21 protein-coding genes, 1 other RNA gene and 1 riboswitch are annotated in these 26,782 nt (G+C 67.2%); of the genes, 10 read left to right on the plus strand and 12 right to left on the minus strand.

Annotated features, from left to right (window positions below; genetic code table 11):
• The first annotated feature begins 104 nt into the window (after window positions 1–104).
• Complete coding sequence (gene ribD, locus QP609_RS03075; RefSeq protein WP_142235471.1) at window positions 105–1,190, plus strand: bifunctional diaminohydroxyphosphoribosylaminopyrimidine deaminase/5-amino-6-(5-phosphoribosylamino)uracil reductase RibD; 1,086 nt, start codon at window positions 105–107, stop codon at window positions 1,188–1,190.
• A gap of 36 nt (window positions 1,191–1,226) precedes the next feature.
• Here ribD and QP609_RS03080 read toward each other — a convergent pair whose 3' ends face one another.
• From QP609_RS03080 to QP609_RS03090, 3 genes are all read right to left on the minus strand, one after another.
• Window positions 1,227–1,604, minus strand: a complete 378-nt coding sequence (locus tag QP609_RS03080) for a hypothetical protein (RefSeq protein ID WP_289213861.1) — start codon at window positions 1,602–1,604, stop codon at window positions 1,227–1,229.
• A 146-nt stretch (window positions 1,605–1,750) separates the two neighbouring features.
• A complete protein-coding gene (locus tag QP609_RS03085) occupies window positions 1,751–2,635 on the minus strand; it encodes a hypothetical protein (protein WP_197621225.1) in 885 nt (294 codons plus the stop codon).
• A 153-nt stretch (window positions 2,636–2,788) separates the two neighbouring features.
• Window positions 2,789–3,409, minus strand: coding sequence for a hypothetical protein (locus tag QP609_RS03090; RefSeq protein WP_197621224.1), 621 nt, complete (start codon window positions 3,407–3,409; stop codon window positions 2,789–2,791).
• A gap of 627 nt (window positions 3,410–4,036) precedes the next feature.
• Window positions 4,037–4,182, plus strand: a riboswitch (FMN riboswitch).
• 77 nt (window positions 4,183–4,259) lie between these two features.
• On the opposite strand from QP609_RS03090, the gene QP609_RS03095 reads away from it, so the two are divergent.
• From QP609_RS03095 to thiL, 5 genes are all read left to right on the plus strand, one after another.
• Window positions 4,260–4,886 (plus strand): riboflavin synthase, encoded by a 627-nt coding sequence (locus tag QP609_RS03095; protein WP_197621223.1) that lies wholly within the window; start codon window positions 4,260–4,262, stop codon window positions 4,884–4,886.
• The gene (ribB, locus tag QP609_RS03100) at window positions 4,883–5,983 is read left to right on the plus strand and encodes a 3,4-dihydroxy-2-butanone-4-phosphate synthase (protein WP_111206811.1); all 1,101 of its coding nucleotides are present in this window, start codon (window positions 4,883–4,885) and stop codon (window positions 5,981–5,983) included. The genes QP609_RS03095 and ribB overlap by 4 nt, the downstream gene beginning before the upstream one ends.
• Before the next feature lie 184 nt (window positions 5,984–6,167).
• The gene (ribH, locus tag QP609_RS03105) at window positions 6,168–6,635 is read left to right on the plus strand and encodes a 6,7-dimethyl-8-ribityllumazine synthase (RefSeq protein WP_005415267.1); all 468 of its coding nucleotides are present in this window, start codon (window positions 6,168–6,170) and stop codon (window positions 6,633–6,635) included.
• Window positions 6,632–7,111, plus strand: coding sequence for a transcription antitermination factor NusB (nusB, locus tag QP609_RS03110; protein ID WP_005408062.1), 480 nt, complete (start codon window positions 6,632–6,634; stop codon window positions 7,109–7,111). Before ribH ends, nusB begins: the two co-directional genes overlap by 4 nt.
• 125 nt (window positions 7,112–7,236) lie before the next feature.
• Window positions 7,237–8,199, plus strand: a complete 963-nt coding sequence (thiL, locus tag QP609_RS03115; protein WP_046428783.1) for a thiamine-phosphate kinase — start codon at window positions 7,237–7,239, stop codon at window positions 8,197–8,199.
• Between the two features lie 989 nt (window positions 8,200–9,188).
• On the opposite strand, the gene QP609_RS03120 is transcribed toward thiL, so the two are convergent.
• The 3 genes from QP609_RS03120 to QP609_RS03130 form a co-directional block, all read right to left on the minus strand.
• Entirely contained in the window at window positions 9,189–9,560 is a 372-nt protein-coding gene (locus QP609_RS03120) for a DUF805 domain-containing protein (protein WP_032956635.1), read from the minus strand.
• A gap of 128 nt (window positions 9,561–9,688) precedes the next feature.
• Window positions 9,689–10,099: a hypothetical protein gene (locus QP609_RS03125; RefSeq protein WP_197621222.1), complete on the minus strand. Its 411-nt coding sequence runs from the start codon at window positions 10,097–10,099 to the stop codon at window positions 9,689–9,691.
• A gap of 455 nt (window positions 10,100–10,554) precedes the next feature.
• The gene (locus QP609_RS03130; RefSeq protein WP_289213862.1) at window positions 10,555–12,312 is read right to left on the minus strand and encodes an autotransporter outer membrane beta-barrel domain-containing protein; all 1,758 of its coding nucleotides are present in this window, start codon (window positions 12,310–12,312) and stop codon (window positions 10,555–10,557) included.
• A 990-nt stretch (window positions 12,313–13,302) separates the two neighbouring features.
• Between QP609_RS03130 and QP609_RS03135 the strand changes: the two genes are divergently transcribed.
• Both QP609_RS03135 and QP609_RS03140 read left to right on the plus strand, forming a co-directional pair.
• The gene (locus tag QP609_RS03135) at window positions 13,303–16,542 is read left to right on the plus strand and encodes an autotransporter outer membrane beta-barrel domain-containing protein (RefSeq protein ID WP_197621220.1); all 3,240 of its coding nucleotides are present in this window, start codon (window positions 13,303–13,305) and stop codon (window positions 16,540–16,542) included.
• A gap of 215 nt (window positions 16,543–16,757) precedes the next feature.
• Complete coding sequence (locus QP609_RS03140) at window positions 16,758–18,758, plus strand: acyltransferase family protein (protein ID WP_310758170.1); 2,001 nt, start codon at window positions 16,758–16,760, stop codon at window positions 18,756–18,758.
• 443 nt (window positions 18,759–19,201) lie between these two features.
• On the opposite strand, the gene QP609_RS03145 is transcribed toward QP609_RS03140, so the two are convergent.
• From QP609_RS03145 to QP609_RS03160, 4 genes are all read right to left on the minus strand, one after another.
• Window positions 19,202–20,587 carry an FAD-linked oxidase C-terminal domain-containing protein gene (locus tag QP609_RS03145; protein WP_197621218.1) on the minus strand — a complete coding sequence of 462 codons (1,386 nt, stop codon included), beginning with the start codon at window positions 20,585–20,587 and terminating at the stop codon, window positions 19,202–19,204.
• On the minus strand, window positions 20,584–21,264 hold the full coding sequence (locus tag QP609_RS03150) for a metal-dependent hydrolase (protein ID WP_197621217.1): 681 nt from the start codon (window positions 21,262–21,264) through the stop codon (window positions 20,584–20,586). Before QP609_RS03150 ends, QP609_RS03145 begins: the two co-directional genes overlap by 4 nt.
• A 110-nt stretch (window positions 21,265–21,374) precedes the next feature.
• A complete protein-coding gene (locus QP609_RS03155) occupies window positions 21,375–21,743 on the minus strand; it encodes a YraN family protein (protein WP_041864068.1) in 369 nt (122 codons plus the stop codon).
• Window positions 21,733–23,454: a penicillin-binding protein activator gene (locus QP609_RS03160; RefSeq protein WP_197621216.1), complete on the minus strand. Its 1,722-nt coding sequence runs from the start codon at window positions 23,452–23,454 to the stop codon at window positions 21,733–21,735. The genes QP609_RS03155 and QP609_RS03160 overlap by 11 nt, the downstream gene beginning before the upstream one ends.
• 81 nt (window positions 23,455–23,535) lie before the next feature.
• On the opposite strand from QP609_RS03160, the gene rsmI reads away from it, so the two are divergent.
• Entirely contained in the window at window positions 23,536–24,354 is an 819-nt protein-coding gene (gene rsmI / locus QP609_RS03165; protein WP_014645933.1) for a 16S rRNA (cytidine(1402)-2'-O)-methyltransferase, read from the plus strand.
• Between the two features lie 126 nt (window positions 24,355–24,480).
• Window positions 24,481–24,832: RNase P RNA component class A (gene rnpB / locus QP609_RS03170), an RNA gene on the plus strand.
• 88 nt (window positions 24,833–24,920) lie between these two features.
• Here rnpB and QP609_RS03175 read toward each other — a convergent pair.
• Both QP609_RS03175 and QP609_RS03180 read right to left on the minus strand, forming a co-directional pair.
• Window positions 24,921–25,400, minus strand: coding sequence for a DM13 domain-containing protein (locus tag QP609_RS03175; protein WP_289213864.1), 480 nt, complete (start codon window positions 25,398–25,400; stop codon window positions 24,921–24,923).
• Between the two features lie 360 nt (window positions 25,401–25,760).
• Window positions 25,761–26,549, minus strand: coding sequence for an NRDE family protein (locus tag QP609_RS03180; RefSeq protein ID WP_014645935.1), 789 nt, complete (start codon window positions 26,547–26,549; stop codon window positions 25,761–25,763).
• Between the last annotated feature and the right edge of the window lie 233 nt (window positions 26,550–26,782).

A 26,782-nucleotide genomic window follows, 5' to 3' on the forward strand; every position in this document is an offset into this window, starting at 1 on the left:
GGTGCCAACCTTGGTGGGCACCGGTGGCCGCATTCACTGGTGGGTGCCAACCGTTGGTTGGCACTGACGGCATGGATCAACACCGGCAGCGTTACCATGGCCGCATGACCACCCCGTTCTCCGTCCTCGACCACCTGCACATGGCCAACGCGCTGCGCCTGGCCGAGCGCGCTGCCTATACCACCCGCCCCAACCCGATGGTCGGCTGCGTGATCGCCCATGGCGAACGCGTGGTCGGGCAGGGCTGGCACCAGCGCGCCGGTGGCCCGCATGCGGAAGTGTTCGCCCTGCGCGAGGCGGGCACCGAAGCACGCGGTGCCACCGCCTACGTCACCCTGGAACCCTGCGCCCACTACGGGCGCACGCCACCGTGTGCGCTGGCCTTGATCGAAGCCGGCGTGTCGCGCGTGGTCGCGGCGATGCGTGATCCATTCCCGAAGGTCGATGGCGGTGGGTTCGATCTGCTGCGCAATGCCGGCATCGACGTCGCCGAAGGGCTGATGGCGGCGCAGGCGCGCGAGCTCAACAAGGGCTTCCTGTCGCGCGTGGAGCGCAATCGGCCGTGGTTGCGGGTGAAGCTGGCCGCCAGCCTGGATGGCCGTACCGCGATGGCCGATGGCAGTTCCAAGTGGATCACCGGGCCGGCCGCGCGCGAGGACGTGCAGCACTGGCGCGCGCGCGCCGGTGCGATCCTGACCGGCGCCGACACGGTGCTGGCCGACGACCCGATGCTGACCGTGCGCCTGGCCGATACCGAAGTGATGGCGCCACTGCGTGTGGTGCTGGATTCGCGCCTGCGCTCGCTCGAATGCAGCCGCGTGCGCGAGGGCGGGGCACCGACGCTGTACCTGCACGCTGCGGCGGTGAGCGCACCGGACGCGGCCGACGCCGAATTCGCCAGCGTGCCCAGCGCAGAGGGGCGGTTGGACCTGGGCGCGGTGCTGGCGCTGCTGGCCGAGCGCGGCATCAACGAAGTGCACACCGAAGCCGGCGCGACACTGGCCGGTGCGCTGCTGCGCGGTGGCTGGGTCGATGAGCTTCTGCTCTATCAGGCGCCCACGCTGCTGGGCGACAACGGCCGCCCGCTGCTGGCTGGCCTCGGCATTGATGCCATGGACCAGCAGCGTCGCCTGCGCGTGGTTGACCAGCGCCAGGTCGGCGAGGACAACAGGCTGCTGCTGCGCCCATGAAGGAATGACGCAGGGCAGGGGGCTACGCCCATGGCGTCAGGCCGCTTCGTCGTCTTCTTCGCCAACGGGGCATTGGCCTTTCCATTGCTGCTTCCACAGCACATGCAGGTCGCGGCAGTACGCGCCGAGCGCCTCGCCCGGCAGTTGCCTCGCCTTGAACCGCAACTGGCGACGCGTAAAACCGTCGTCGTACTCATCCGGCAGTACCAGCACGGCACACTGGTCGTGGTACATCAGGAAGTCGCGGCAGTGATCATCCTCACTCATCCACGCATCCAGGTGCCTGTCGCTCAGCTGCGCTGACTCGAAGGCGACCGAGGGTTGGACGACGATGATCTTCGTGGCTTTGAACCTGGACGCTTCGGCCTGCCAGCACACCATCAGCGCCAGCAACATGAGCGCGGTCGACGTCATACGGTGTTTCATGCGGTTGCCCTGGTGGAAGAGGGCAACAGCATTGACCATGCAGGCCGCGCAGGGCCATGCAAGGGTTCTGAAAATGCAGTTGCCCTTGCCGTCGGCAACGCTGGGCAGCGCGTAGGCTCGGCGTTACATCCCGCTCACGCGCATTCGTCGGTCCACATCATCTCGGCGATCGGGCGCAGTGCCTTGCATTCCTGCGTCATGTCTTCGGCTGACTTCACCTTGGCCTTGGCCTTCAGTTCCTCGGTCATGGCATCCACGCCACTGATCTGGTCCGGCGCGATCTTCGCCACGCAGGCGCGGTGCTGCTGCAACAGCAGGTCACAGCCGGGTACGCCGGTCACCCTCGGTGCGCTGGCCGCCTGCGCGTCCTGCATCCAGTCCTCGAACGGTGCCAGCGCGCCGGTCACGGTACCCACCAGATCGTCGAAGTTGCCGCTGTACCAGTAGCCGTTGTCCTTGGCCGGGTACAGGGTGAAGGTGCCGCTGACCGGCACGCGCGCACCGCTCTGCAGCGCCTGGGTGTAGGCGTCGGTGAACTGCCTGCGCGCGGCCGGGCTGGCGTCGGCTGCAAGGCTGGCGGCGAACAGCGGGCGCACCTTGCCGAGGTCGGGCACCTGGCAGCTGAAAGTGATGCGCGCCGGCTTCTGGTCTTCCACGTACTCGTTGTCTTCAATCACGCTCTTGCTGGCGCGGCACTTCGAATCACGCAGGGCCTTGGCATACAGCGCTTCGCTGGCGGCCGCGTCGGCCTTTGCGCCGGTGCTGGCTAGTACGACCTGCCACGGTTCGGCCAGCGCCTTGGCCAGCGCACCCGGGTTCGGGGTCACCGCGTCCTGGCCTTCGAACGCCGGCTTCAGTGCATCGTTGAGCGCGCGGGTCGCCACGGCGTCATCTTCCAGCAGCACGCGTGCGTACAGGTCGAAAGCCTGTTCGGGCGTCAGTGTGGCCGGGGCGGCGCCGGCCAGCAGCGGGGCCGCCAGCAGGGCGCTGGCCAGCAGGGTACGCAAGGGAGTCTTCATGACGGTGTTTCCTGTTCCAGAGGCGCGCAAGCGTAGCGCATCTTTGCGCAGGCCCGATGGTGCCCTGTGGCCGCCTGCCGGCGCGCGCGGGCCCAAAAAAAACGGGCCCCTTGCGGGGCCCGTTCGATCGCACGACGAGGAGCGATCGGTAAATCAGAAGCTGGCGCGGACGCCGACCGAGTACTGGGTGACGTCGCGGTAGCCGGCGATCTCGCCCACTACACCCCAGGTCTTGGTGAAGTTGACCTGGCCGCCAACGGTGCCGACCCAGGTGCCCTTGTAGTTGTTGCCGCCATCCATGTAGCCGGCCTTGGCCCAGGCTTCGGTCATGCGCGACGGCTTGCCGCGGATACCCATGGTGACGCGGCCCAGGTTGGTGTGGTCCTTGCCGTGGTAACGCACGCCGTCGTAGCGCAGGGTCGATTCGGCGTTCTGGCGCACCCAGGCGGCATCGGCGGTGAAGTCCAGGCGGTCGGTCCACGGCATGTGGTAGCCGATACCCAGCTCCGGCTGGTTCAGTTCCAGCTTCAGCGAGTCTTCGCCGTAGTGGCGGGTCTTGCTGGTGCGCGACCAGCCACCGAACACGTAGACCTGCTCGGCCAGCGCGACCGAGCCGCGCAGGTAGCCGCCGTCGACCTTCGGGTCGTCCAGCACGTTGTCGTCAACCTGGACCTGGGTCCAGCCGCCTTCCACGGAGGTGTAGCTCAGGGCGTCGGCCGAAGCCGAGAACGGAGCAGCGGCCAGCAGGGCGGCCACGATCAGGATCTTGCGCATGGGAATTCCTGTGAATTTCAGTCCATTGGCGGGCCTGCCCTCGCGGCTGCCCGTGGCGACCTCATGTCGCCCGCTGCGGATTTTAATGAAAGTTTTACAAAATGCGAGAGACGGCCGTCACAAGCTGGTCTGGCTTGGCCGGGGTCAGAGCCCTTTCCTGCGGAAAGGGATCCGACCCCGGTCATCAGAATGCGAGCGGGCCTGCATCGGGGTCGGATCCGTTTTCCGTCGGAAAACGGCTCTGACCCCTCCGCGATTTCGAGGGACCCGGGGTCAGAGCCCTTTCCGCAGGAAAGGGATCCGACCCCGGTCATCAGAGTGCGAGCGGGCCTGCAACGGGGTCGGATCCGTTTTCCGTCGGAAAACGGCTCTGACCCCTCCGCGATTTCGAGGGACCCGGGGTCAGAGCCCTTTCCGGGGCGGAAAGGGATCCGACCCCGGTCATCAGAGTGCGAGCGGGCCTGGATCGGGGTCAGATCCGTTTTCCGTCGGAAAACGGCTCTGACCCGTAGCGATTTCGAGAGGGCCGGGATCAGAGCCCCGTCCAGCGGAAAGGGATCCGACCCCGGGCATCCCACCCCGTTCAGCACGGGCTGGTACACTAGCCGCGCCGGTTCGCCGGTACACAAACGTCTTCAGGGCGGGGTGCAATTCCCCACCGGCGGTAGGTGCGCAAGCACGAGCCCGCGAGCGCCCCGGCCCACGGCCGGGGGTCAGCAGATCCGGTCCAATGCCGGAGCCGACGGTCATAGTCCGGATGAAAGAAGACGGTGCCACAGGGCCTTCGCGGCCCTGCGCCCGCCTGTTTGCCTTGCGGCGTTTTTCGCTCACTTTTCGCGGAGAACGTTACTTGTTTACTGGAATCATCGAAGGCGTCGGCCGTCTGGCCGCACGCGAATCCATCGGCGGCGATGTCCGCTTCACCTTCAACGTCGGGAATCTGCCGTTCGACCACGTGCAGATGGGCGAGAGCATTGCCATCAACGGTGTCTGCCTCACCGTCATCGCGTTCGACGCCAGCAGCTTCCAGGTCGATGCCTCCACCGAGACCCTGGGCCTGACCACGCTGGGCCAGCTGGGCGAGGGCGCGGTCATCAACCTGGAGCGCGCCATGCGCCCGACCGACCGCCTCGGCGGCCATCTGGTCAGCGGCCACGTCGACGGCCTCGGCCAGGTGCTGTCCATCCATGAAGACGCGCGCGCCCAGCGCTGGCGTTTCGCCGCGCCGGCCTCGCTGCGCCGCTATATCGCCAAGAAGGGCTCGATCTGCGTGGACGGCGTCAGCCTCACCGTCAACGAAGTGGACGACGAAGGCTTCGAAGTCGCCCTGATCCCGCACACCGTGGCCAACACCGCCTTCTCCGCCACCGGCGTGGGCAGCGCGGTCAATCTGGAAATCGATCTGGTGGCCCGTTACGTCGAGCGATTGATGGGTGTGCCGAGCAACGGTCAGCACCCACAGGGAGACGCAGCATGAACTTCGCCCCGATTCCGGAAATCCTGGAAGACATCCGTCTGGGCCGCATGGTGGTCATCGTCGATGACGAAGACCGCGAGAACGAAGGCGACCTGATCATGGCCGCCGAGCTGGTCAAGCCGTCGGACATCAACTTCATGGTCACCCACGGCCGCGGCCTGGTGTGCCTGCCGCTGACCCGCAGCCGCGCCGCCGACCTCGGCCTGGCGCCGATGGTGCAGGCCAATACCGCCCAGTTCCAGACCAACTTCACGGTCAGCATCGAGGCCGCCGAGGGCGTCACCACCGGCATTTCGGCGCATGACCGCGCGCATACCATCCGCACCGCGGTAAAGCCCAATGCCAAGCCGTCGGACCTGCACCAGCCGGGCCACATCTTCCCGCTGATCGCCCAGCCGGGCGGCGTGCTGACCCGCGCCGGCCACACCGAAGCCGGCGTCGACCTGGCCATGCTCGCCGGGCTGGAACCGGCCGGCGTGCTGGTGGAGATCCTGAACCCGGATGGCAGCATGGCGCGCCGCCCGGAGCTTGAAGTGTTCGCCCGCGAGCACGGCCTGAAGATGGGCTCCATCGCCGATCTGATCGCCTACCGCCTGGCCACCGAAAAGACCGTCGAGCGCGTGGACGAGCGCGAGATCGACACCGAATTCGGTCCGTTCAAGCTGGTGACCTACCGCGACCGCATCGCCCACGACCTGCACTTCGCGCTGGTTCGTGGCACGCCGGATGCGGACACCCCGACCCTGGTGCGCGTGCAGGTGGAAAACCCGCTGGCCGACCTGCTGCACTGGCGCCGCGACGACTTCGGCGTGGCGGCCACCGATGCCCTGCGCGCGATCGATGCCGAGGGCGCCGGCGTGATGGTGGTGCTGTCGGCCCCGCGCGACGGTGAAGCCCTGCTGGCCCGCCTGCGCCAGCAGCCGGCGCCGGTGGTGCCGGGCAAGGACAAGGATGTGGGCCAGTGGCGCCGCAACGGTGCCGGCGCACAGATCCTGTCTGACCTGGGCCTGGGCAAGCTGCGGGTGCTGGGCACCCCGCGCCGCCAGGTTGGCCTGGCCGGTTACGGCCTGGAAGTGGTGCAGACGGTCACCCTGTAATGGGGGATTGCCGGCCAGCGGCCGGCACTACCGGTGGGTGCCGGCCCCATGCCACCGGTGGGTGCCGACCCCATGCCACCGGTGGGTGCCGACCGTTGGTCGGCACACCCTGCGGGCCCCCGCCAGCCACGGCCGGGGCCCATCCACGCTAGAATTACCCCCTTATCGAGTCCCCAAGCCGCATATGAGCCACTACGAAGGCGATCTTCGCACTCCCGAGTCGGCGCGCTTCGCCATCCTGGCCAGCCGCTGGAACGCCCGCATCACCGACGCGCTGGTCGCAGGCGCGCGCCTGAGCCTGGCCGGCAACGGCATCACCGAAGCCAACATCGACGTGATCCGCGTGCCGGGTGCCTGGGAACTGCCGCTGGTGGCCGCGCGCCTGGCCGCCGCCCATGAACACGCCGCCATCCTCACCCTGGGCTGCGTGATCCGTGGCGACACCCGCCACTACGAACACGTGGCCGACCGCTGCGCCGAAGGCCTGATGCGCGTGCAGCTGGATTTCGGCGTGCCGGTGCTGAACGGCGTGCTGGCGGTGGAACGCGTTGAAGACGCCGAGGCCCGCGCAGGCGGCAGCCACGGCAACAAGGGCGAGGAAGTCGCACTCGCCGCACTGGAAATGGTCAATCTGCTGGAGCAACTGCCATGAACAAGAACACCCAGGGCAAGCCCTCCGGTAAACCCGTCCGCCGCGATGGCGTCGATCCGGTGCTGCGCTCGCGCGCCCGCCGTCGTGCCGTGCAGGCCATCTACGCCTGGCAGATCTCCGGCGGCAACGCACAGTCGCTGATCGCCCAGTTCGCCCACGAGCAGGCCCGTGAAATCGCTGACCTGGCGTACTTCGAGGCGCTGCTGCACGGCGTGCTCGACAACCGTCGTGACATCGATGAAGCGCTCGGCCCGTACCTGGACCGTGGCATCGAGGAAGTGGACGCGATCGAACGCGCGGTGCTGCGCCTGGCCGCCTACGAGCTGCGCTACCGCCTGGACGTGCCATACCGCGTGGTGATCAACGAAGCGATCGAATCGGCCAAGCGCTTCGGTTCCGAACACGGCCACACCTACGTCAACGGCGTGCTGGATCGTGCCGCCGTGGAATGGCGCAAGGTCGAATCGGGTCACTGACCCGATTTCTGTAGAGCCGAGCCATGCTCGGCTCACCGTGCAGCGCACGGTTGCGTTCGGCAATGCGGCGCGTGATCGAACTGCAGCCGAGCATGGCTCGGCTCTACAAAAAAGCAGAACGCCCCATGTCCCTGGCCGAATTCGCCCTCATCGACCGCATCCGCGCCCGCACCCTCGAGCGCGACGACATCCTGCTCGGCATCGGTGACGACGCCGCGCTGCTGCAGCCGCGTGCCAACGAGCAACTGGTGGTCACCGCCGATACGCTCAACAGCGGCGTGCACTTCCCGGTTGAGACGCCTGCCTTCGACATCGGCTGGAAGACCCTGGCGGTCAACCTGTCGGACCTGGCCGCGATGGGCGCGCGCCCGGCGTGGTGCACGCTGGCACTGTCACTGCCGGAAGCGTCTGAAGACTGGATCGAGGCCTTTGCCGATGGCTTCTTCGCCCTGGCCGACCAGCACGACATCGCGCTGATCGGTGGCGACACCACGCGCGGTCCGCTGTCGCTGTCGGTGACCGCGATGGGCCAGGTCGGGCGTGGCCAGGCCCTGCGGCGCGACCGCGCACAGGCAGGCGATGACATCTGGATCAGTGGCACGCTGGGCGATGCCGCCGGCGCGCTGCGCCTGTGGCAACAAGGTGCGTTGAGCATCGCCACCGCCACGCTGCTGGCCGACTACGAAAGCCTGCGCCTGCGCCTGCTGCGGCCGACGCCGCGCGTGACCCTGGGCCTGCGCCTGCGGGCCTTCGCGCACGCGGCGGTGGATGTGTCCGACGGCCTGCTGGCCGACCTCGGTCATATCGCCACGCGTAGCAACGTGGCCGCGCATGTGGACGCCGATTCGCTGCCGATCTCGCACGCGCTGCGTGAGCTGCTCGGCCGCGACACTGCGCGCGACTGCGCACTGCGCGGGGGCGACGACTACGAACTGTGCTTCACCGCCGCCGCCGACCAGCGCGACGCACTGCACTACCTCGCCGAATCGCTGGACGTGCCGCTCACCCGCATCGGTCGGATTGCCGAAGGGCAGGGCGTGAACGTGGATGGCGAAGCCGCCGACGGCGGTTACCAGCACTTCGCGTAGCCGCAGCGGTACCGCCCTGCTGGGTGCCAAGCTTCGGGGTGGGGTCAGATCGATGTTGCTCTGGTAGGTGCCAACCTTGGTTGGCACGGATGTGTCAGCCGCGCGTGCCAACAGCGTGTCGACCAAGGTCGACACCTACCCAGGCGGGAACACCTTGGTGTTGCTCTGGCAGGTGCCAACCCTGGTTGGCACGAATGTGTCAGCCGCCCGTGCCACACCGTGTCGACCAAGGTCGACACCTACCAAAGCGGAGGCGCATCGGTGCGCTCTGGCAGGTGCCAACCTTGGTTGGTACGAATGTGTCAGCCGCCCGTGCCAACAGCGTGTCGACCAAGGTCGACACCTACCCAGGCGGGAATACCTCGGTGTTGCTCTGGTAGGTGCCAACCTTGGTTGGCACGAATGCGTCAGACGCCCGTGCCAACCAGCGTGTCGACCAAGGTCGACACCCACCAACGCGGAGGCGCATCGGTGCGCTCTGGTAGTGCCAACCTTGGTTGGCACGAATGTTTCAGCGGCCGGTGGCAACACCATGTAGACCAAGGTCGACAACTACCCAGGCGGGAACACCTCGGCGTTGCTCTGGTAGGTGCCAACCTTGGTTGGCACGGATGTGTCAGCCGCCCGTGCCAACACCGTGTCGACCAAGGCCGACACCTACCCAGGCGGGAATACCTCGGTGTTGCTCTGGTAGGTGCCAACCTTGGTTGGCACGAATGTGTCAGCCGCCCGTGCCAACAGCGTGTCGACCAAGGTCGCCACCTACCCAGGCGGGAACACCTCGATGTTGCTCTGGCAGGTGCCAACCTTGGTTGGCACGAATGTGTCAGCCGCCCGTGCCAACAGCGTGTCGACCAAGGTCGACACCTACCCAGGCGGGAATACCTCGGTGTTGCTCTGGTAGGTGCCAACCTTGGTTGGCACGGATGTGTCAGCCGCCCGTGCCAACAGCGTGTCGACCAAGGTCGACACCCACCAACGCGGGCGGGTTACACGTGCGGAACCGCTGTATCGAAGCGGTTGTTGCCCGGCGTGCCGGGTAGCAGCAGGAACACCAGCACCACCAGGCCCACGATCGGCACCAGCATCAGCAGGTACCACCAGCCGGAACGGTCGGTGTCATGCAGACGGCGCACGGTAACTGCAATCATCGGCACGATGATCGCCAGCCACACCAACGCGCCCACGCCCGTCGATATCAGTGCCAGCGTGCTTGAACCGGTGTAGCCAGCAATGAAGCCCAGCACATTCGACGGTATCAACACGATCACGACGAACAACTGGAACCACCAGAACTCACCGCGGCTGGCGCGCCCGCTGAACTGGGCATAGCGGGTAAGCGGAATCATCATCTTGTGCATCCGGGCACTCCCTGAAAAGAAGTGCGCACTATTGGTGCTCCTGTGATGATGAACCATCGGAATCGTTGCAATTGCACGCAGCGTGCAACTGAACTGAGCGCTACCCCGCACTTCTCCTTGTTGGGTGCTTACGCTGCTCGCAACTGCACATCCACATACTCGGCCAGCCCACGGCAGGCCAGCAGCAGCCCTTCGCGCGCGCCATCGCCCATCTGCTGATCGATTTCACCGTCCACGCGTACGCGTTCGGTGGCGTGCAGCAGTTCCAGCAGGAAACTCAGCCCCGCATTGGCGCGGTCGATGCGCGCCAGGGCCAGGCGCTGCCCGGGTGTGCGGTTGGTGCCGGGCCACGGCTGGCCGTCGGCGGCATCGCCCTGGCGGATGTACTGCAGGCAGGCCTGCAGGGTGATGGCGCCAGGGCTGTTACCGGTCTGCAGCGCAACGAAGGTGTCTTCCAGCGTGCGGGCCAGGTCATCGGGCAGGCGCGTGGCGGCCTCGCCCAGGGTGGCGAACAGGTGCGGGTAAGGGGAAGCGGTCATGGCGGCGTCCTGTGCAAGCGGCAAGGGGCCACCCTGCTTAACAGCGAGGGTGGCGGACGGTGCGTGGTTCCAATACCGGTGGCTAACGTCGTCAAACGCCGGCGGGCACGAGGCCCCCACGCACCGCCCGCCATAGGTGCGCGGACAGAATGCCTGCCGACGCCACCCAACAAGGAAAGGGCGACGCCGGCAGGCAAGCGTAAACGACATTAACCGAACGGGATTGGAAGCCCGTGCCACCCATTGTCGGTGGCGCTACATGATTTGCATGAAGCGCCAGTGCCGCCAATGAGAATTGTTGGAAAGTTCGAAAGCGTTGCAATCGTGCGGCGCACGCCACAGCGTGGCGATCGCGACATTCGTGTAGAGCCGAGCCGACGCTCGGCTCATCACAATCTCATCGAGAAGCAGCCGAGCATGGCTCGGCTCTACAGAAAGTAGAACGCGCTTCTACCTCACCACTTGTACGACATGCTCAGGTTCGCCGTCGCCTCGCGGTAACCATGGTCACCGCGCATCACGCCGAAGCCACCCCACGCACTCAGCCCGGAACGGAAGTCCACGCGCGCGCCGGCATTCAACTCGTAGCGGTTGCGCGGCACGCTGGCCTTCAGCGCTTCATCGTCGAACGCCATGCCGTTGCTGGCGCCGTCGCGGTACCAGTTGGCCACCACATACGGGCTGACCGACGCGCCGGCGGCACTGCGGCCTTCGCCCTGCAGGCGCAGGCCCACGCGGCCGGACAGACCGCTGTCGCCCAGGCTGCGCACCACCGTGCCGTTGGCTTCCTCGTGGCGATCGGTGTTGGCGTCGGTGTAGACCAGCTGCAGTTCCGGCTGCAGGCTCAGCGCGGTGCTGCCGATCTGGCCGATGCCGAAGCGGTAGCCGGCTTCCAGCGAGCTCTGCCAGATGTCCGAGTCGTAGCGTTCCTCGGCCAGGCCTTCGCCCTGCACGCGGTTGCGGAAGTGGCCGCGCTGCACGCTGGCATCCACATACAGTGCATCGTTGCTCCAATTGCCGTACACGCCGAGCGCGCCGCCGTTGAGCTTGCCGCGTGCGCTGTAGCCGGTCAGCTGTGAACGTGAAGTGGCGTCGGACTTGGCCAGCGTACCCATCACGCCCACGCGGCCCTGGCCGTTGTCGAACACGCCGATGTCCGCACCCAGCTGCAGGCGCGAGCGGTCCACGCGCAGGTCCAGCTGGTCTTCCACCGCCGACAGCTTGCTCTGTGTAGCGTCCACGCGGGCCCAGCCACGCACGCCATCAATGGCGGAGGTGTTGCCGCCCTGGCGGTCGCGCCAGCCATGGCGCAGCAGCTGGTCCATCGCGAATTGGTTGGCCAGGTACGCGCCGGCTTCCGGGCGCAGCACCGGCGTGGGGTCGATCGGATCGACCGGATCGACCGGATCCACCGGATCCACCGGGTCCACCGGATCGACCGGCTTACACTCCGGCAGCGTCGGGTCGATCACACACGGATCCGGCGCCCCGGCAAGTTCCGAGCGCAGGTACCAGCCGCCGTTGGTCGCGTCCTTGAACAGGAAGTACTCGTACTGCCCACCCACCGCGCGGCCCTGCAGGTCGAACTGCGCATTGGACGCACCGCCCACACGGATCAGCTCGATGCCCTTGTCGGTCTTGGCGCCTGCGCCGCCGGCATTGAGCACACGCACGTTGGCCTGGCCGTTGGCGTCGCCCTTGATGATCAGCTTGTCGGTGGCCGAACTGTCGTCGCCCAGCTGGGTGTTGAACAGCAGGGTGCCACCGGCCCCGTCGAAGGTATCCACGGTGAGCGTGTTGAACGTACTGCCATTGCCCAGCGCCACCGTACCGGTGCTACCCAGCGCGAGATGACCGACAGTGCTGTCGCCGGACATCAGCCAGGTGCTGTCGCCGTCGATGCTGGCCGAGGTGACGTTGAAGAAGCGGCCGTCGATCTGTGCCTTGTTGCGCAGTTCCACGTTGATCATGCCGTTGGGGACCGTTGTCGTGTCCAGCACCACATCGCCAGCGATGCGCGAGTCATCGACAGTGAAATCGACTGTGGTGCGGCCAGCTGCGACAGCGGTCCGCCCTTTCAGTTGGATGAGAATTCCATCCCCTCCATGCAGTTGGCTGCCGTTGGCAACGGCGACATCGATGTGAGCATCACTGGCACGGCCATGGACCCAGATGGCTGCCGCGCTCTTGGCCGACAGGGTTGAACGGTCCAAATGCACCTCGAAGTTCTGTCCGTTTGCGAGTGGCGAGATGACAACACCATGATTCTCGGCATCGATACGGGAGCGGTTGTGCAGCACGAGACTGCCATGGGTCATGAGTGCCCCCACGCCGTCCGAGAGAGGATTGCCACTGCTCGTGGGCAGGGCATCAACCCTGACGGTACTTGCGTCGAGCAGGATGCGCCCACTGCCAACGCTCATCCCGGAAAAGTTCAGGCCTACGGACTGCCTGTCACCAGGTTGCTGGCCTGCGCCGGGCGAGACCACAACGTGAGAGTCGGAAAGCGTAACCTGCGCTTGATCTTGTACTCGCAGGTTCCCCACGAAAGTACTGTCACGCGCGTCCAGCAGCGAATTTCCATCCAGCTTTACGGCATGTTGGGAGTAGTCGCCCGATGGCTTGCGCGAGACCGTCGAAGCAACCAGTGTTACGCGGGAGTCATCGGCCAGAATGGTCTGGGCCGCTCCTCCGTTCACGGTCAGCAGCGAGCCGTTCTTCAACGTCCACGCTTCGACCGGATCGCCAGCACCGACCTCCGCAGTCTGGCCATCGAGATCGCCGGCCAAAACGACCCCGGCGGGAAGGGACGCCAGCGCCAGCAACAGGCTGCGGAACAGCGGGCGCGGCGTCAGAGGATGGGATGCGGTGGCGGTGCGCTTCATGGGGAATCCTTGTGTCGGAGAAGGGGGAGAGACGCGACACGACGCAACCGCATTCAGACGAAGTGCCGTATATCCTTCATCTCTGTGATGGTGGCGTGAAGGGTGGGCAATTACGAAGTCACGTGTCTCTACTGGCGCCAGTCTCTGTGCGCAGCCCGGCCGAACCCATGCAAAAAGTTGTAAAGCACACTGAACACCGGTAGCGCCTTCAGCTTTCAGCCAGCACTGCGACAGCCTGTCGCAGGCGGGTTGCAAGTGATTCGATGGAGGCAGTGAACGGAGATGACGAGCATGGCGTCTCCTTTCAGGAGCAACCCCATGCATACACCCACCCCACGCCACCATGCGCTGGCCGCCGCCCTCGCCATTGCACTGCTTGCCAGCATTCCCGCCTCGGCCCAGCAGATCGTGGCCGACGGCGACGACCAGATGCCTGCCGAAGGCGATTACCACACCACTGAGCCGGTGCTGCCGGGCGACCCGTCGGGGCATGCCTTCTACGCAATCAACGGCGGCCGTATTCTTCCGACAGGGCCGGTCAATCTCTCTACAGAAGGACGCGGAGCGCACGCTGCGCACGCCGAGGGCGCCGGCAGTCTGATCTTGTTGCAGGGTGCATCGGTGAGCACCACCGGCATCTCTGCAGCAGGCGCGTCAGTTGCCGCAGGCGCCCGACTGGAGGCCGCCGATGCAGTGATCGAGACACGCGGCAACAGCGCCCACGGGGTACAGGTGCAGGGCGCGGATGCCGTGCTGAGAAACGTGCAGGTCCGCAGCACTGGCGGCGATGCGCTGCGGTTGATGGGGGGCACGCTGCAGGTTCAGGGCGCTCAGTTGCAGGTGAACCGCTACGGTACTTACGGTCTGTATGCGAATGCGGGCACAGCAACGCTGGATGGGGTCCACATCGACATGGCGGGTGACGCGGGCAATGGTGTCCTGGCGACCGGCACGGCCGAGGTCGTCCTGCAGGACGCGAGCATTGGACGCGTGGGTCATTCGGGTGTGGCCGCAACGGCGCATCGCGGCGCGCGCCTGGTGATGAAGGGTGTGGACATCGACATGCGCGGTGACGCCGCCGTCGGTCTGGCGATGGGAGGCAGCGTAAACGTTTCCGACAGCCGCATCAGCGTGCAGGGCGCCCATGGTCGTGCCGTCGATCAGTCAGGTGGTGCGCTGGACGTGCAGAGCAGCGAGCTGTCCGGCAATACGGGACTGAGGCTGATGGACAATGGCAGCGTGAACCTGCGTGACAGCAGTGTCCGCAGCGAGCTGGTCGCATTGGATATCAATGGCCGAGGCAACGTCGTGACAGTGGAGCGCAGCTCGCTTGCAACGTCTGCAGGTACCGCCATCTGGATGCCGAACGATTCCACGCTGGTGCTGAGTGAGTCTTCAGTGGTGGCCCAGGGAGACGGTGGGCTCGGCCTTGATGCACGAGGCGGCAGCGCGCAGCTTTTCAGTACCGACCTGCGTACAGGGGGGCGTTCTGCCCATGGTCTGTATGCGCAGGGCGGCGCGGGGCGGCCGCCCGTGATCGAGGCGGTCGATACCCAGGTGCTGACCGAAGGAGATGGGTCTGCTGCGGCGATTGCGCGCACCGGCGGGACCGTCACGCTGGTCGACAGCCGCTTGCAGACCGTCGGCCGATCCTCGCACGGTGTCATTGCCGGTGGTGCTGGGCAGATCGCTTTGAACAACACCCATGTACGCACCGAAGGCGAGGGCGCGTGGGCGGCGGTGATCAATGACAACGGTCGGATGCGTATCGACGGCGGCTCGCTGGTGAGCGTCCAGCATGGTGGCGTATGGCTGCGTAGCAGCCGCGACCCGGGCCTGACCCTGTCCAATGGTGCGGTGGTATCGGGCGGCAATGGCATCGCCTTGGCACTGGATGCCGCAGTGGCCGGGCGCTTCGATGTGGTGCTGGAGGGCCGCTCGCGGATGGACGGTGACATCGCCATCACCCCGGAGGACGAGGACGCTGGGCTGCCGCCACAGTCGGACGTGCATGTACGGCTGGCCGATGGTTCGCTCTGGCAGGGTTCGTCGGATCTGGTGCAGACGATGGCGATCGAGAACGGCAGCCAGTGGACGCTGACCGGTGATGCCACGGTGGGCGAGTTGCAGGTACTCAACAGTGGCGTGGCCTTGTCCGACGGCAGCGGCCGTTTCAATACGCTCACCGTGGACGGCGACCTGCACAGCGCAGGGGCGACGTTCCTGTTCCAGGGTACGCTGGCCGGCGATGACAGCGCGATGGACCGCCTGCACGTGCGCGGCGACAGCTCCGGCGACGCGCTGATCGCGGTGAAGAACATCGGTGGCGTAGGCGCACCTACAGTGGATGGCATCGCGCTGATCGAGATCGACGGTGCATCGCTGGCGAGTTACACGCTGAGCGGCCGCGCGGTGGGCGGATCGTACGAGTACTTCCTGTTCCAGGGCGGCCTGGCCGATCCTTCCGATGGCAACTGGTATCTGCGTTCGCAGTGGTTCGATATCTGCCAGGACAACCCGGCCGCACCGGGGTGCGTGGTCGATCCGGGCCCGGATCCGGATCCGGATCCAACCGATCCGACTGATCCGACTGATCCGACTGATCCGACTGATCCGGGCGATCCGATCCTGCCGCCACCGGTGCTGCGCCCGGAAGCGGGGGCTTACCTGGCCAACCAGTCGGCGGCGATCAACCTGTTCGCGCACCGCATGCACGAGCGCAATGGCGCACGTTCGATGGACGGCGAGCGCCAGGCCTGGGCACGCGTGGGTCGGCAGCAGGCGGATTTCAGCGCGGTCGGCGGCCAGCTGTCGATTGATGGCAACACCTCGATGTTGCAGATCGGCACTGACCTGCTGCAGCGTGGCAACGCGGTTGCCGGTGTGATGCTGGGCAGCGGCCGCGCCGACAGCAGCGTAGTGTCCGATCTGACCGGTTACAGCGCCAAGGGCCGGGTGCGTGGCAGCGCCGTGGGTGTGTACGGCACCTGGATGCAGGAAGCGGACGGCACGCGGGGCGCGTATGTGGATGCAGCCCTGCAGTACGGCCGCTTCGATAACCGCGTGCAGGGCATCGGCCTGGCGCCGGAGCACTACGACTCGCGCATGGCCACTGCGTCACTGGAGTCCGGCTACACATTCAATGTGTGGCAGGACACCGCCAGCGCACTGTATGTGCAGCCACAACTGCAGCTGAGCCATGTCGATTTCCGCGCCGATCGCCACGTGGAGAGCAACGGTACGGTGGTCGACCATGCCGACGCCGGTGGCCTTAGCGGGCGCCTGGGCGTGCGTGTGTTCAGCCACGGCACGGCCGCCGGCAACACCGTGCAGCCCTACCTGGGCGTAAACTGGCTGCGTGGCAGCGGCACCAGTACGTTGCAGTTCAACGGCGACACGCTGGGTGCGGACGTGCCGCGCAACCGCTATGAAGTGCAGGCCGGTGCCGAGCTGAGGCTGGGCCAGCGTTGGGGTGCGTGGGGTGGCATGAGCGTGCAGCGCGGCGATCATGGCTACCGCAACGTAGGCGGCCAGCTGGGCCTGCGCATGGCCTGGTAAGCGCGCCTGCGGCGGGGTCGGATCCCATTGCCAAGGCAATGGGCTCTGACCCCCAGTTGCTGCTGTGGAGCCGAGCCTATGCTCGGCTCACAGCGCTCTGGACGAAGGGCAGCCGAGCATGGCTCGGCTCTACAACCGCGCCGATCCGGGACTGGACCTGAACGTTGTCCACGTCTGTCGCGATTGTCCATTGAATGACTGCGCAAACGGTGGCGATGCTGCCGCCCTGTCTTCTGCCGGTTGCCCGCGTGTCCTCTCCCGAACGTTCCCACAACGCCGCCATCGATGGCCTGCGTGCACTGGCGGTGCTGGCCGTCGTCCTTTTCCACACCAACGCGACGTGGCTGCCCGGCGGCTTCACCGGTGTGGACCTGTTCTTCGTGGTATCCGGCTTCGTGATCAGCCAGTCGCTGGCCTCGCGCGCCCAAGCATCGCTGGGTGCGATGCTGCTCGATTTCTACCGGCGTCGCGTGCTGCGCCTGTTGCCGGCGCTGCTGGTGATGCTGATGGCGACCTTCGTGCTGTCGGCGTTGTTCATTCCCCGCGCGTGGCGCAATGAACAGTTCGACCAGACCGGCTGGGCCGCGCTGGTCGGCTTGAGCAACATCGTGCTGGCCGGCCAGCAGGACGATTACTTCTCGCCCGGCGCTGAACTCAATCCGTTCCTGCATACCTGGACGCTGGGTGTGGAAGAGCAGTTCTACCTGGTCTTCCCGCTGTTGTTCTTCGTGTGGCTGCGCGGGCGTGAGCGCTGGCCGGGGGCGCGTTGGCTGTTGCCGGCGCTCACCATGCTGTCGCTGGCGTGGGCGGGCTGGCAGGCGCGATCGGCGCCGGCGTCGGCGTTCTATCTGCTGCCGACGCGGTTCTGGGAGCTGGCCGCAGGTGCGCTGCTCTACCAGTGGATGCATAAACGTACGCCACGCCAGGGCAGCGACGCGGCTGCCGTGGCGGGCTTGGCGCTGCTGGCCGCGGGTGTGCTGATCGCCCCGCAGTTGGCGATGCCGGTGCCGGGCGTGCTGGCGACCGTGGCCGGTACCCTGCTGCTGTTGGCGGGCGTGTCGACAGCGGGGACATCGCGCATCGCCCGTGCGCTGGGCTGCGCACCGCTGGCCTACCTGGGTCGGCTGTCCTATTCGCTGTACCTGTGGCATTGGCCGCTGCTGGTACTGCTGCGCTGGACCTATGGCCTGCATGGCGTCGCGCTGTGGCTGTATCCGGTGCTGCTGCTGGCGGTGTCGGCCGCGTCCTACCACTTCATCGAGCGCCCGCTGCGCAGTGCGGCGCCGCTGCTGCGGCTGGCACCGGCCAAGGTGCTGGCGATGGCGTTTCCGCTGGTGGCGCTGTGCGGTGCCGGCGCCTGGGCCACGGTGGAGTACCACGAGCAGGTCTCGCTCAGCGTCACCCGCAACGGCTACGCATGGCAGGCGCGTCGCTACCCGGCGTGGCGCCCGCTGGAACCGGTGAGTGCGCCGGCGCTTGAAGGGCGGCGCCTGTTCGTGGCCGGCGACTCGCATGCGGCGGCGTATCGCACCATGACCAGCATGGTCGCGCGGCAGACCGGCATGGAGGTGCGCCAGCAGGATCGCGGCGGCTGCAGCTTCGTCAACCTGCTGCGGGCCAGCCCGGCCGACTGCCAGGACTTCATTGAAGACACGCTGTCGACCATCGAACGCGAGGCGCGCCCGGGTGACATCGTGCTGCTGGCGGCCTTGCGCATGCCGGAACTGCGTGGGTTCGACTGGCAGCGGCAGGATGCACAGCAGATCTATCAACAGCTGCTGGCCGAGCGCACGCCCGCGCATGCACAGGCTGCACGCGACGAAGCCGAACGCGTGCTGGGGCGTTTGCAGAAGCTGGGCGTACAGGTGGTGATCGACGCACCGCTGCCGCTGTTCAAGGCCGGTGCGTACCGCTGTTCAGACTGGTTCAACCGCCGCAATCCGGCGTGTGCCGGCGGTCTGAGCATGCCGCGTGCGGATCTGGAAATGCTGCGGGCGCCGCAGATGGCACTGCTGGATGACCTGGCGGCACGTTACCCGTCAATGACCGTGTGGGATCCGCTGCCGCTGCTGTGCGGGCCGCAGGCCTGTTCGGCGGTGGAAGAGGGCGAACCGTTGTTCTTCGACAACGATCACCTGAGCGGCCATGGCAACCGCGTGCTGCTGCCCAGCTTCCGGCAGACCCTGATCGATATCGCAGCCGACAAGACGGTGTAGAGCCGAGTCCACGCTCGGCTTGCGCGATCTGGTCGAAGAGCAGCCGAGCATGGCTCGGCTCTACAGGAGCGCGAAGGTGAACGACACGTCGTTGTAGAGCCGAGCCCACGCTCGGCTTGCGCGCACAGCGCGGGCGTCATCGCAATCTGGTCGAAGAGCAGCCGAGCATGGCTCGGCTCTACAGGAGCGCGAAGGTGAACGACACGTCGTTGTAGAGCCGAGCCCACGCTCGGCTTGCGCGCACAGCGCGGGCGTCATCGCGATCTGGTCGAAGAGCAGCCGAGCATGGCTCGGCTCTACAGGAGCGCGAAGGTGAACGACACGTCGTTGTAGAGCCGAGCCCACGCTCGGCTTGCGCACACAGCGCGGGCGTCATCGCGATCTGGTCGAAGAGGAGCCGAGCATGGCTCGGCTCTACAGGAGCGCGCAGGAGTGTGCGCAGTCTATGCCGGCGGCAGCACCTTGCCCGGGTTGAGGATGCCGTCCGGGTCCAGCGCGGCCTTGATCGCGCGCATCGTTGCCAGCGTTTCCGGGGTGAAGGCCTGCGCCATGAAATCGCGCTTGGCCAGGCCGATGCCGTGTTCGCCCGACAACGTGCCGCCCAATGCCAGCGTCAGCTCGAAGATCCTTGGCAGCGCGGCATGCGCGCGCGTGTTCTCGTCGGCATCGTCCGGGTGGTAGAGGATGTTGACGTGCAGGTTGCCGTTGCCGGCATGGCCGAAGGTGACGATGGTCAGCGTGTAGTCACGTGCCAGCGCCTGCACGCCGGCCACCAGCTCCGGAATGCGCGACACCGGCACCACCACGTCTTCATTGATCTTGCCCGGCGCCACACTGCGCAGCGCAGGCGACAGCGCCTTGCGCGCCGCCCACAGCTGGTCACGTGCACGGCCTTCCATCGCCACGTCCAGCTCGATCATGCCGTCGCCTTCGGCGGCGCTGGCCAGGGCCTGCAGCAGATAGGGCAGGGTGTCGTGGTCACCATCGGCCTCGACCAGCAGCATCGCACCGGCCTCTGGCACGTCAGCACCATTGAGCCGCAGCAGCTCCAGGCTGCGCGCGTCCATGAATTCCAGGCGGGTGGGTACCACCGGCTGCGACATCAACCGCGACACGGCGGCCGCAGCAGCATCGGCATCGCGGTACAGCACGCGCAGCCCGGCCTGGCTGACCGGCAACGGGGTCAGCTTCAGCGTGGCTTCCACGATCAGTGCCAGCGTGCCTTCGCTGCCCACCAGCAGATGGGTGAGGTCGTAGCCGGTGGCGTCCTTGGTGTAGGCACCACCGCAGCGGATCACCTCGCCGGTGCCGGTCACCGCCACCAGGCCCAGCACGTTGTCGCGGCTGGTGCCGTACTTCACCGCGCGCGGGCCGCCGGCATTGCAAGCGAGGTTGCCGCCGATGCTGCAGATCTCGGCGCTGGAAGGATCCGGCGCCCAGAACAGGCCATGCGGGGCCAGTGCCTGCTGCAGGGTGCCATTGAGCACGCCGGGCTGCACGACCGCGCAGCGATCACCGGCGCGGATCTCGATGATGCGGTCCATGCGGGTGAACGACAGCACGATGCTGCCCGGCTGCGGGACGGCCGCACCGGTAGTTCCGGTGCCGGCGCCGCGCGCGACCAGCGCCACGCCATGCGCGCGACAGGCATGTACCAGTGCCTGAACCTGTTCGACGTCGGCGGGCAGCGCCACGGCTGCCGGACGCTGGCGGCGCCATGAATTGTCCTGCGCGTTGGCCTCCAGCGCGCTGTCATCCATGCGCCAGCCCTCCGCGCCCAGCAGGGTGGACAGTTCGGCGACCAGGGCAGCAGGCAGGGCAGGACTCATGACGGATCTCGAGAGGCAGCAGGAGCGGGTTGGATCAGTTTCCAGGCGACAACGGCGCCGGCCAGCGGCAGCCACACCCAGCGCAGTTCGGAGAGCAGGGTAGCCACGCCGCGTGCGCTGAAGAACTGTGGGGCGAAGGGTGAAACGCGGATCGGTCGCCACGGCGCGAAGAAGCGGTGTTCGCTCCACGGCCAGGCCAGTGCGACGCCGAGGCCGCCGGTGGTCATCGCATCCAGCAGCGGATGGCTGGCGGCACAGACGAAGACGAATACAGCGGCTTGTCCGGTCGATGCCACCGTTGGCCCTGCCTTGGTAGGTGCCAACCTTGGTTGGCACGAAACCGCCGACCAAGGTCGGCGACTACCGGAGCTGTGCTGCGCCGACCAAGGTCGGCGACTACCGGGGCTGTGCTGTGCCGACCAAGGTCGGCCGCTACCAAAGAATGCGAACGCCGCCGCCAATGCCGCCAGCACGCCGGCAAACAGCAGCGAATGGCTGGCACCGCGATGGCCGAAGGCATCCGCATAGGGAATGTGCAGCGCAAAGGCCAGTACATCGGCATCGGGCAGCATCGCGGCGATCACGCCTGCAACCAGCAGGCGCGGCGGGATGCGGCCACGATCAGCGGCGCACCACAGCGCCAGCGGCACGGCGGCATGGGTGATGATCGAAGGCATCAGTCACGCACCATGGTAGTGCCGGCCAGGCTGCGCTCTGGCGGGGGCCAACCTTGGTTGGCACAGACGCGCCGACCAAGGTCGGCTTCTACCAAGGCGGACAGTACACATCAGCAATCATCCAGCCGGAATGCGTCACGCAGCCAATGCAGCTGCGGCGGTTCGCCACTGGCTTCCACCACGTCGAAGCGGCAGGGCGCATTGGCCAGCGCGGGGTGGTCCTGCAGGTACAGCTGCGCGGCATGCGCCAGGCGCCGGCATTTGCGCGCATCGACTGAAGCGGCACCGCCACCGTACTCTGATCGCGCGCGATAGCGCACCTCCACGAACACCACGATGCCGGCATCGTCCATCACCAGGTCCAGTTCACCGCCGCGATAACGCACGTTGCGCGCGCGCGGCTGCAGTCCGGCCTGTTGCAGATGCTGCTCGGCGGCGGCTTCCACCGCCGAGCCACGTTGGCTGCGCTCAGCGACCACCGACGATCGGCATCGGCCGGCCGCCATTGAAGGTCGACCATGCCGGCTGGCGCAGGATGTTGCCGTTGCTGTCCAGGAACAGGGTGCCGGTGGCACCGTCCAGGCCGCCTTCGTTGGACAGCTTGTCCAGATAGGCGGTGATCTTCCAGGCGTCGGCGCCGAACGCGAACAGGCGGCCGGCCGCACCGCGTGCGCTCGGCAGGGTGCTGGCCACCTGGCTGGCCGAGGGCAGGCCGGACACGCTGCGCACGTTCCAGGCTTCATTCGGGTAGACGATGCCGTCCAGGGCCACGTCTTCTTCCACCTTGCCGCTGCCGACGGTCAGCTGCGAGGTGCCGACGCGGGTGGCGCCACCGGCACCGGCCAGCGCCAGCTGCGGCGCCAGCAGGCGGGCCTGCGGTGCACGCACGGCGAGGAACACCGCATCGACCTGGCCGGCATTGCGCACCTGCGCGCCGACATCGCCAACGGCATCGCTGACGTTGAAGGTGGCCACCACCTGCCCACCGCGCTGTGCGAAGCGCTGCGCGAAGGCGGCGGCGGAACGGCGGCCGGTGTCGTCATTGCTGCTGATCACCAGTGCGCGGTTGCGTTCGCGGCCACGCAGGTATTCGGCGGCGACGATGCCGTCGTCTTCCGGTGCCAGCGAGAAACCGGCGCTGCCGGCCGGCGGTGCGTCCTTGCCACGGTTCAGGGCCAGCACCGGCACCTGCAGCTGCTGGCGGCCGTACACGGCGTCCACTTCGTCGCGGCCCAGCGGTCCGACCACGAAGTCGGCACCGGAGGCGACCGCCTTGTCATAGGCGGCGAGGGCACCGGCCGGGGTGCCGGCGGTGTCGAAGAAGTTGATGTCCGGGCGGCGGCGGCTTTCACCGTAGTAGGCGCTCAACAGGCCATCGCGCACCGGCTGCGCGGCGGTGGCCAGGCGGCCGCTGAGCGGCAGCAGCACGGCCAGCTTGGCCGGCGGGCGGTAACCGTCGCTCATCGCCGGCGGGCGCTTGCTGGTGTCGAACTGGGCCGCGCCATCGCGGTCGAACGGGCGCGGCAGCGGCAGGCCGCGCGCGATCAGCGCACGGCCGGCGAAGTTGTACAGCGGGTCGTTGGCCGGCAGCGCGGCGGCACGGCTGCGCAGGGTGGCGTCGTCGAGGGTGCCGAGCAGGCCGGCGATGGCGGCCTGGTTCTCGCTGCGCGCGCTGCCGGTCAGGCCGGCATGGGCACGGGCGCGCTCGTTGGCGGCACCGAAGGCATCGCCGGTGCCCTGCAGGGCCTGGGCGCGGGCCAGCAGCCAGCGGGTGCGCAGGCCGACCGCAACGCTGTCGGCATGATCCTTCAGCAGGGCCAGCGCCTGCGCCGGCTGCTTGTCGGCCAGCGCCAGCTCGGCACCGGTCAGCTGGTAGCGCTGCAGGCTGGCGCCGGACAGCTGGCGGGCGGTGAGCTGGCCCAGCAGGCTGCGCGCGCGGGCACTGTCACCGGCCAGATGCCAGGCCCAGCCCGCATCGGCCAGTGCGTTGCTGCGGGCACCGCCACGCAGCGTGGCGGCCAGGCCTTCCAGCTGCAGTGCGGCGTCGCGCGGCTTGCCCTGTTCGATCAGCGCCAGCGCCTGGCCCTGGGCCGGCGAATCGGGGGTGCTGGTCAGGCTGGTGGTGGCACAACCGGCCAGCAGCATCAGCGACAACGACAGGGCGGAGATCCGTGCGGCGGGCTTGTTCATGATCGGGTCCATGCGATGAGGGCAGCGGCCTTGGCCGGGTACACGCTACGATTCTACCCTTGCCCCGTGAGTACCGCTGAAATGAGTGTCCCAACCCTGTACGTCGTCGCCACCCCGATCGGCAACCTGGCCGATCTGAGCCCGCGCGCGCAGGAGGTGCTGCGTTCGGTGGCGGCCATCTGTGCCGAGGACACCCGCCGCAGCGGCCAGCTGCTGTCCCATTTCGGCATCCAGCAACCGCTGGTCGCCCTGCACGAACACAACGAGGAGGCCCTGGCGCAGCGGCTGGTGTCGCGCCTGCAGGCCGGCGAGTCGCTGGCGCTGGTCAGTGACGCCGGTACGCCGCTGGTCAGCGATCCGGGGTTCCGCCTGGTGCGTGCCGCGCGCGCGGCGGGCATCAAGGTCAGCCCGGTGCCTGGCGCCTGCGCCGCCATCGCCGCGCTGAGCGTGGCCGGCCTGCCCAGCGACCGTTTCAGTTTCGAGGGCTTCCTGCCGGCCAAGGCCAGCGGCCGCCGCGACCGCCTGCAGGCGCTGGCCGGCGAAGTGCGCACGATGGTGTTCTACGAATCGTCGCACCGCATCGCCGAATCGCTGGCCGACATGGCGGCGATCTTCGGTGGCGAACGCCCGGCGGTGCTGGCCCGCGAGCTGACCAAGCTGTTCGAGACCGTGCTCGATGGTGACCTGGCGGGCCTGCTGGCCAAGGTCGAGGCCGACGACAACCAGCGCAAGGGCGAGTTCGTGGTGATGGTGCAGGGCGCGGGTGATGACGAACAAGCGCAGCTGGCACATGGCCGCCGCGTCTACGCGAAGCTGAGCGAGCACCTGCCACCGTCCACCGCCGCCAAACTGGCCGCGGAACTGACCGGCGCGCCGCGCAAGGCGTTGTACGGTAGTTGATGGATTGCTGCAGCCACGCATGGCGTGGCGCTACTGCAGTAGATCCACGCCATGCGTGGATGGATGAACCGGACGCCGCGATCAGCACGGCAGGAAGGACCTGCGTACGCTAGAATATGCGCTGGCGGAGCCGGCCAGACAGTCGCGTCATCCCTTCGGGGGTGCCGAGGAAAGTCCGGGCTCCACAGGGCAAGGTGCCAGGTAACGCCTGGGCGGCGCAAGCCGACGGAAAGTGCAACAGAAAGATACCGCCTACGTCTTCTTCGGAAGGCCGGTAAGGGTGAAATGGTGCGGTAAGAGCGCACCGCGAGTCTGGCAACAGACCGGCACGGCAAACCCCACCTGGAGCAAGACCAAATAGGGATCCTTTGGCGCGGCCCGCGTTGGATCCGGGTAGGTTGCTTGAGCGTTGCGGTGACGTAACGCCTAGAGGAATGACTGTCCACGACAGAACCCGGCTTATCGGCCGGCTCCGCCTCCTTCTTCTTCCACGCATGGCGTGGAGCTACCGTGATTGCGGGGTCGGATCCCTTTCCGGAGGAAAGGGATCCGACCCCATGCTGTCCTCAGCCCGGCGTGCGGTACTGCCCGGCGGAAATGAACTGCGAGAAGCGCTCGCACCACACCACCACCGTGGTGTAGTCGTCCACGTCCACGTTCGCGGGCACATCCACCAGGAAGCGGTTGAAGGTCTTCACCTCGCCGATGCGCTGGGCCTGCGCCTTGATCTTCAGGAAGTCGGCCTTGTTGTCGACGAAGTCGCGGACCAGGTAGACCTTGTAGTCCGGGCCCGGTCCCATCTTGCCGTCGAAGGCAACCTGGGTGGCGCTGACGCTGACCTTGCCTTCGGCCCAGTGCACCGCGTCGCTGCCTTTGAGGTCGCGACGGAAGGTGGTGCGATAGGTGGCGTCGCTCATCGCGGCCTGCACCTGCGTGACCGGCGGGTCATCGGGGGCGATCAGGATCGGCAGCAGATAGATGCCCAGGCCGAAGCCCAGGCCGAGAGCAAGCAGGTGGGTGGCGAACAGGATGAGAATGCGACGCATGGGGCCTCCTTGAGGGTTGTGGTCGATTGCGCGGCGCGATGCCGGGCGCGACCACCCTGGGAGGTCAGGGGCGACATTTATAGACACAGTGCCGATTGCGAAAAGGGCACAGTCGGCTGGCTGTGATGCTGAAACCGCTGTGGCGCGGACGGATCGCGGTCGCGGCTGGAAGCTGAATGACGTTTCAGGCCCGCTGCGATGACGACTGCCGTCGCGTGGATCGCGACAGCACGCTGCGGGTAGTGCCGGCCGCTGGCCGGCAACTTCATGCTGCATCCGAAGATCCAGAGGTTGCCGGCCAGCGGCCGGCACTACCCCCCCCCCGCCAAGAGCATCCGGCCAAGGGCCGTCATGACCGGGTCAGAAAATGACGTGGCTCTGGCCGCTGGGAGCGCCCTGCGGGCCGAAGCGGCGTTCGTGGATCTCGCCATGGCCGTCGGCGTCGATCAGCAGCACGGTGCTGGCGCGGGTGCCGTAGTCATCGCCACGGATGAAGGCCGGGCTCAGCCAGCGCTCGCGTTCCAGGCCGATGCCGGTGTCGGGCAGGTCGCTGTCGGCAGGGCGGTGTTCGTCGGCCAGAGCATTCCAGAGTGGGGTCAGGTCCGGGGTCAGATCCCTTTCGCTGTGCGAAAGGGATCTGACCCCGTCATTCTGAAGCCAGGCTTCAAGGGCCGCCATCAGCCGCCGGGTCTTCGGCCAGGGCGCGTCCAGCGCGCCGTTGGACATGCCGTGCACGCCCGGGCCGAGGGTCTGCCGTTCGGCGGGATGGTTGCCGAGGTACTCCAGGCTGTCGCTATCGGCCAGCAACAGATTGAACGGGGCATAGGCGCCAGCCACGGTCGCCAATCGGTCGATATGCACAGCGGCCGGGTCGCGGCCGCGCAGGAAGTCGGCCACCAGCGCGCCCCGCGACGGGCCGGTCTGGGCCGCCAGCGGGTCGCGGACGTTGGTGACCACCGCCATCCGGCCCGAGGCGCCAACCCCGGCCCAGCCACCGCCGGAGCGCAGGTCGCGCCCGCCGATGACGGACGTCTCATCCTGCCAGGGGGCCAGCGCCGCCGTCGGGCGGGCGTGGAACTCATCACGGTTGCCGGTCATCACCAGCCGCCAGCGCGGGTGGTGCATCCAGCCAAGAGCGAGCAGGCACATGGCCTCATTGTGCACGGTTTGCGCAGTCCGGCGCCGTTTCCGGCCCGTTCCGGATGAATGCGCGGCCGATGTTTCACGCCCTCTCCACGCCCCTGAACTTCCGTTCAATCTCAAAAATTGAGACGGATCAGCAACTTGTGGATAAGCCTTGAACAATTCTCTAAAGGTTGTTGCAAGCCATTGATGCGGCTGGCGATTTCCCCGCTGAAAAGTTGTTGACAACCCTCGGCCCG

The sequence above is a fragment of the Stenotrophomonas sp. 8(2023) genome, from assembly GCF_030345295.1.
Taxonomy (GTDB): domain Bacteria; phylum Pseudomonadota; class Gammaproteobacteria; order Xanthomonadales; family Xanthomonadaceae; genus Stenotrophomonas; species Stenotrophomonas muris.